This window comes from Mycobacterium sp. (assembly GCF_049585075.1).
Classification (GTDB): domain Bacteria; phylum Actinomycetota; class Actinomycetes; order Mycobacteriales; family Mycobacteriaceae; genus Mycobacterium.
Window position 1 is genome coordinate 1 of sequence record NZ_JBAUZA010000023.1, and the last position, 5,245, is coordinate 5,245.

The following is a 5,245-nucleotide window of genomic DNA, read 5'->3' on the forward strand; positions in this document are numbered from 1 at the left end:
AGCCAGTAAGCTGTTTTCTTCTTCGCGTCGAGGACAACATGGAGTCGATCGGCCGCTCGATCAACTCCGCGCTGCAGCTGTCCAAGCGCGGCGGCGGGGTTGCCTTGCTGCTGAGCAACATTCGTGAGCACGGCGCACCGATCAAGAACATCGAGAACCAGAGCTCGGGCGTCATCCCGATCATGAAGCTGCTCGAGGACTCGTTCTCCTACGCCAACCAGTTGGGCGCGCGTCAAGGCGCCGGCGCGGTGTACCTGCAAGCCCACCACCCCGACATCTACCGCTTCCTGGACACCAAGCGGGAGAACGCCGACGAGAAGATCCGGATCAAGACGCTGAGCCTGGGCGTGGTGATTCCCGACATCACCTTCGAGCTGGCCAAGAACAACGAGGACATGTACCTGTTCTCGCCCTACGACGTCGAACGCATTTACGGAGTGCCGTTCGCCGACATCTCCGTCACCGAGAAGTACTACGAGATGGTCGACGACGCGCGTATCCGCAAGACCAAGATCAAGGCCCGCGAGTTCTTCCAGACGCTGGCCGAACTGCAATTCGAATCCGGCTACCCCTACATCATGTACGAAGACACGGTGAACCGGGCCAACCCGATCGACGGCAAGATCACTCACTCCAACCTCTGCTCCGAGATCTTGCAGGTGTCCACGCCGTCGCTGTTCAACGAAGACCTCACGTACGCCAAAGTGGGCAAAGACATTTCGTGCAACCTGGGTTCGCTGAACATCGCCAAGACGATGGACTCGCCGGACTTCGCGCAGACCATCGAGGTGGCCATCCGGGCGCTGACGGCGGTGAGCGACCAGACCCACATCTGGTCGGTGCCCTCGATCGAGCAGGGCAACAACGACTCGCACGCGATCGGGCTCGGGCAGATGAACCTGCACGGGTATCTGGCCCGCGAACGCGTCTACTACGGCTCCGAAGAGGGCATCGACTTCACCAACATCTACTTCTACACGGTGCTCTACCATGCGCTGCGCGCATCGAATCGCATTGCGATCGAACGGGGTTCGAGCTTCAAGGGTTTCGCACAGTCGAAGTACGCGTCGGGGGAGTTCTTCGACAAGTACACCGACCAGATCTGGGAACCCAAGACCGAGAAGGTGCGTCAGCTGTTCGCCGACGCAGACATCCGCATCCCGGACCAAGATGACTGGCGTCGGCTCAAAGAGTCGGTGCAGGCGCACGGCATCTACAACCAGAATCTGCAGGCGGTGCCGCCGACCGGATCGATCTCCTACATCAACCACTCGACATCGTCGATCCACCCGATCGTGTCCAAGGTCGAGATCCGCAAGGAAGGCAAGATCGGTCGCGTCTACTACCCGGCGCCCTACATGACGAACGACAACCTGGAGTACTACCAGGACGCCTACGAAATCGGCTACGAGAAGATCATCGACACCTACGCCGCGGCCACCCAGCATGTGGACCAGGGTCTGAGCCTGACGTTGTTCTTCAAGGACACCGCGACCACCCGCGACGTGAACAAGGCGCAGATCTATGCGTGGCGCAAGGGCATCAAAACCCTGTACTACATCCGGCTACGGCAGATGGCGCTGGAGGGCACCGAGGTCGAGGGCTGCGTGTCCTGCATGCTGTGACGGCTGGCGGGCTGCTTTCCGCCGAGTGGCCACTTAACGCACCCGACCCGGGGTTTTGACGTGCCATAACTGGCCACTCGGCGGCCAGTCTGCGCAGGTCAGCTACCGCAAAGGGGTATGGTGCTTGACGTGGTCAGAATTCCCCGACCTGCTCTACCGCACCCCAGCGCTAAGCCGGGGGTCAAGGTCGATGCGCGCAGCGAGCGCTGGCGCGAACACCGTAAGAAGGTGCGCGGTGAGATCGTCGAGGCAGCTTTCCGCGCCATCGACCGGTTGGGGCCCGACCTCAGTGTTCGCGAAATCGCCGAAGAGGCCGGCACCGCCAAACCCAAGATCTACCGGCATTTCACCGACAAATCCGACCTGTTCCAGGCGATCGGCGAGCGGCTGCGCGACATGCTGTGGGCGGCGGTCTTCCCGTCGATCGACTTCGCCACAAACTCCGTTCGCGAGATCATCCACCGCAGCGCCGAGGAATACGTGAACCTGGTCGACGAGCATCCCAACGTGCTGCGGTTCTTCATCCAGGGCCGCTTTCCCGAGCAGTCCGAGTCGACGATGCGGACGATGGGCGAAGGCCGCGAGATCTTGCTGGCGATGGCCGAGATGTTCAACAACGAGCTGCGCGAGATGGAACTTGACCCCGCCGCGTTCGAACTCACCGCCTTCGCCGCGTTCGGTTCGGCCGTGTCGGCCACCGACTGGTGGCTGGGATCCGACCCCGAGAGCCCGCGGCGGATGGCCCGCGACAGGTTCGTCGAGCATCTGACCACGATCATGATGGGGGTCATCGAGGGCACCGCCCAGCTGCTCGGCATCAAACTGGACCCTGATCAGCCGGTCCACAACGCGGTCCCGCGCGATTCCGCGGCGAGCTGAGCCTCTGCGGCGTTGACATCGCCGCGGCCTTCGACAAAGCTTTTCCGATACCGTGGGTACCGGGTAATTCAGAAGGAGGAGCGGCGCACATGAGCACTGCGGAGTCGACCATCCAGCCCGCCGCACACGCTCCACCGGTGCATACTCGCGCCGTCATCATCGGAACCGGGTTCGCCGGACTGGGGATGGGGATCGCGCTGCAGCGTCAGGGTGTGAACTTCACCATTCTGGAGAAGGCCGACGAGGTCGGCGGCACCTGGCGGGACAACAGTTACCCCGGCTGCGCGTGCGATGTCCCGTCCCATCTGTACTCGTTCTCGTTCGAACCGAAGGCCACCTGGAGCAAGCTGTTCTCCCCGCAGCCGGAGATCCTGGACTACCTCAAGGGCGTCGCCGATAAGTACGGGCTGCGCCGCTACATCCGATTCGGCTCGAAGGTGAACCGCGCGCACTGGGACGACAGCGAATACCGCTGGCATGTGTTCACCGAGTCCGGCGAAGAGTACGTGACCCAGTTCTTGATCTCGGGCGCCGGCGCGCTGCATATCCCGCGTTTACCGGATATCGAAGGTATGGACGAGTTCCGCGGCGCCGCTTTCCATTCCGCGCAATGGGACCACAGTGTCGACCTGACCGATAAGCGGGTGGCGGTGATCGGCACCGGAGCCAGCGCCATCCAAATCGTGCCGGAGTTGGTGCGCCGCGACGCGGGCGTGACTGAGGTGCAGCTGTATCAGCGCACCCCGCCGTGGGTGGTGCCGCGGCCGAACAGTTTGTTGCCGGACGGGGTGCGCAAAGCCTTCGCGAACGTACCGGGTCTGCGGCTGGCAGTACGATCGGGAATCTATTGGGGCCTCGAGGGTTTGGGCTACGCGATGACCAAGCGGCCAAGCCTGCTGCGTGCCGTCGAATTGGTCGGCAAGTGGAACATTCGACGCAGCGTCCGCGATAAGGAATTGCGCCGCAAGCTCACTCCGAGCTATCGCGCCGGCTGCAAGCGGATTCTGTATGCCGCCGACTACTACCAGGCGGTGGCCAATCCGAAGACCACGCTGATTTCCGAGCGAATCAGCCGCATCACGCCCGAGGGCATCGTCACCGGCGATGACGCCGAGCACCCGGTCGACGTCATCGTCTACGCCACCGGATTCCACACCACCGACTCCTACACGTTCGTCGACATCAAGGGTCCGCGCGGCGAGGATCTGGTGGACCGCTGGAACCGGGAGGGCATGGCGGCACATCGCGGCATTGCCGTGGCCGACATGCCGAACCTGTTCTTCCTGCTTGGACCGAACACCGGGCTGGGCCACACGTCGGTGGTTTTCATGATCGAGTCTCAAATCCACTATGTGGCAGAGGCGATCGCGACGGTCGAGAAGTACGGGGCGCAGGCGCTTGCGCCTAGCCGCTCCGCTCAGGACCGGTTCAACGCCGAGCTGCAAGACGAGCTGGCCGGCTCAGTGTGGAACACCGGTGGCTGCAGCAGTTGGTACCTCGACGAACACGGCGTCAACAGAACGCTGTGGAGCGGCATGACCTGGCAGTACTGGCGGTCCACTCGATCTCTCAAACCGGCGGAATACAAGTTCTACGGAGTAGGCACGGGCGCGCCGGCAAAACACCGAAAAGTCAGCGCCTGAGCAGATTCGTGAACGCATTCGCGGCTGCATCCACGCCGGCGTCGTCATCGGTGGCCACCAGATCCAGCAGTAGGCCACGGGTTACGGCCAGGCCGAGGCGTGCCATCGCGCCGTCGTAGGGAACCTCGGCGTTAGCCTCGACCTCGCGCAGCCAGCCGTCAACGGCGCCGGGAACCATTCGTGTGAAGGGTTTTTCGCCTTGGGCTGCCCGGGCGTAGCACTCGAAGAAGAGCCGTTCCAGCTGGCGCAGTTCGGGCCGGCGAAGATCGGCCCACATGGCGGCGAAGCCTTCGGCAGGATCGATCGGCAATTCGGGGACGACAGCCATCTGGCGACGCTCGACCTCCTCGACGATAGCGACGAGCAGATCTTCTCGAGAGCCGAAGTGATGCAACAGCATTCGATGACTGGTGCCCACGGCGGCGGCGACGTCACGCAGCGAGCGGTCGCCGATGCCGCTCGCGGCGAACTCTTCGATCAGTGCGTCCAGGAGTTGCCGGCGTCGCGGTCGGTCAGGCGTGCGGACCATCAGCACGGCTGAGCTGCTCAGACCGGGCTTTGAGTCCCTGGGCCTCGAGTTGCAGGAAGCGCTTGGTCTTCTTGACCATCAGCCGTCCGACCAGAGCACCGAGAGCGCCGCCCTGGTCGAGTTGCTGGCGCACCAGCGTGCGGCCGCCGGGTTGGGCGCTGACGTAGTGACGAGCAGTCACCAGGACGCCCGGGGAACGCTGCACCCACGTCCACGACGAGCCCGGTTCGATCTCGGTGACCTGCCAGACCAGCTTCTGCATGCCGGGTTGCTTGATCGCGAACCGTCTGCCCACAGCGAGGGCGGCGCCATCCAAGCCGAGCAAGGAAGTCACTGAGGCGGTCCACTCGGGCCAGTGCTCGACCTCGCTGAAGACCTGCCATACCAAGTCCGGTGGTGCGTCGATTTCAACACTGTCTTCGGTAAACATGTACCAAATGGTACATGTTTAGTTGGGCAGTGAACAGGGGTGTGCTCGACTGACTCCTGGCGACACGCCAACACAACTGCTTGTGTTACCTCGTCTTGTCGCACCCCAGGGGTAGTGTCGGAAGCCTGAGCATGTTCGC

At 62.9% G+C, this 5,245-nt stretch carries 5 protein-coding genes; 3 read left to right on the forward strand and 2 right to left on the reverse strand.

What is annotated here, in order from left to right; translation table 11 throughout:
• From nrdE to WB785_RS01165, 3 genes are all read left to right on the forward strand, one after another.
• Positions 1-1,625: class 1b ribonucleoside-diphosphate reductase subunit alpha (nrdE, locus tag WB785_RS01155; protein WP_424076874.1), on the forward strand; the 1,625-nt coding region annotated here is incomplete at its 5' end.
• A 129-nt stretch (positions 1,626-1,754) separates the two neighbouring features.
• Complete coding sequence (locus WB785_RS01160) at positions 1,755-2,504, forward strand: TetR/AcrR family transcriptional regulator (RefSeq protein WP_424076875.1); 750 nt, start codon at positions 1,755-1,757, stop codon at positions 2,502-2,504.
• A gap of 89 nt (positions 2,505-2,593) precedes the next feature.
• A complete protein-coding gene (locus WB785_RS01165; protein ID WP_424076876.1) occupies positions 2,594-4,147 on the forward strand; it encodes a flavin-containing monooxygenase in 1,554 nt (517 codons plus the stop codon).
• Here WB785_RS01165 and WB785_RS01170 read toward each other — a convergent pair.
• Both WB785_RS01170 and WB785_RS01175 read right to left on the reverse strand, forming a co-directional pair.
• Positions 4,137-4,676, reverse strand: a complete 540-nt coding sequence (locus WB785_RS01170) for a TetR/AcrR family transcriptional regulator (protein ID WP_424076878.1) — start codon at positions 4,674-4,676, stop codon at positions 4,137-4,139. The genes WB785_RS01165 and WB785_RS01170 overlap by 11 nt on opposite strands.
• Positions 4,660-5,106 (reverse strand): SRPBCC family protein, encoded by a 447-nt coding sequence (locus WB785_RS01175; RefSeq protein ID WP_424076877.1) that lies wholly within the window; start codon positions 5,104-5,106, stop codon positions 4,660-4,662. Before WB785_RS01175 ends, WB785_RS01170 begins: the two co-directional genes overlap by 17 nt.
• Between the last annotated feature and the right edge of the window lie 139 nt (positions 5,107-5,245).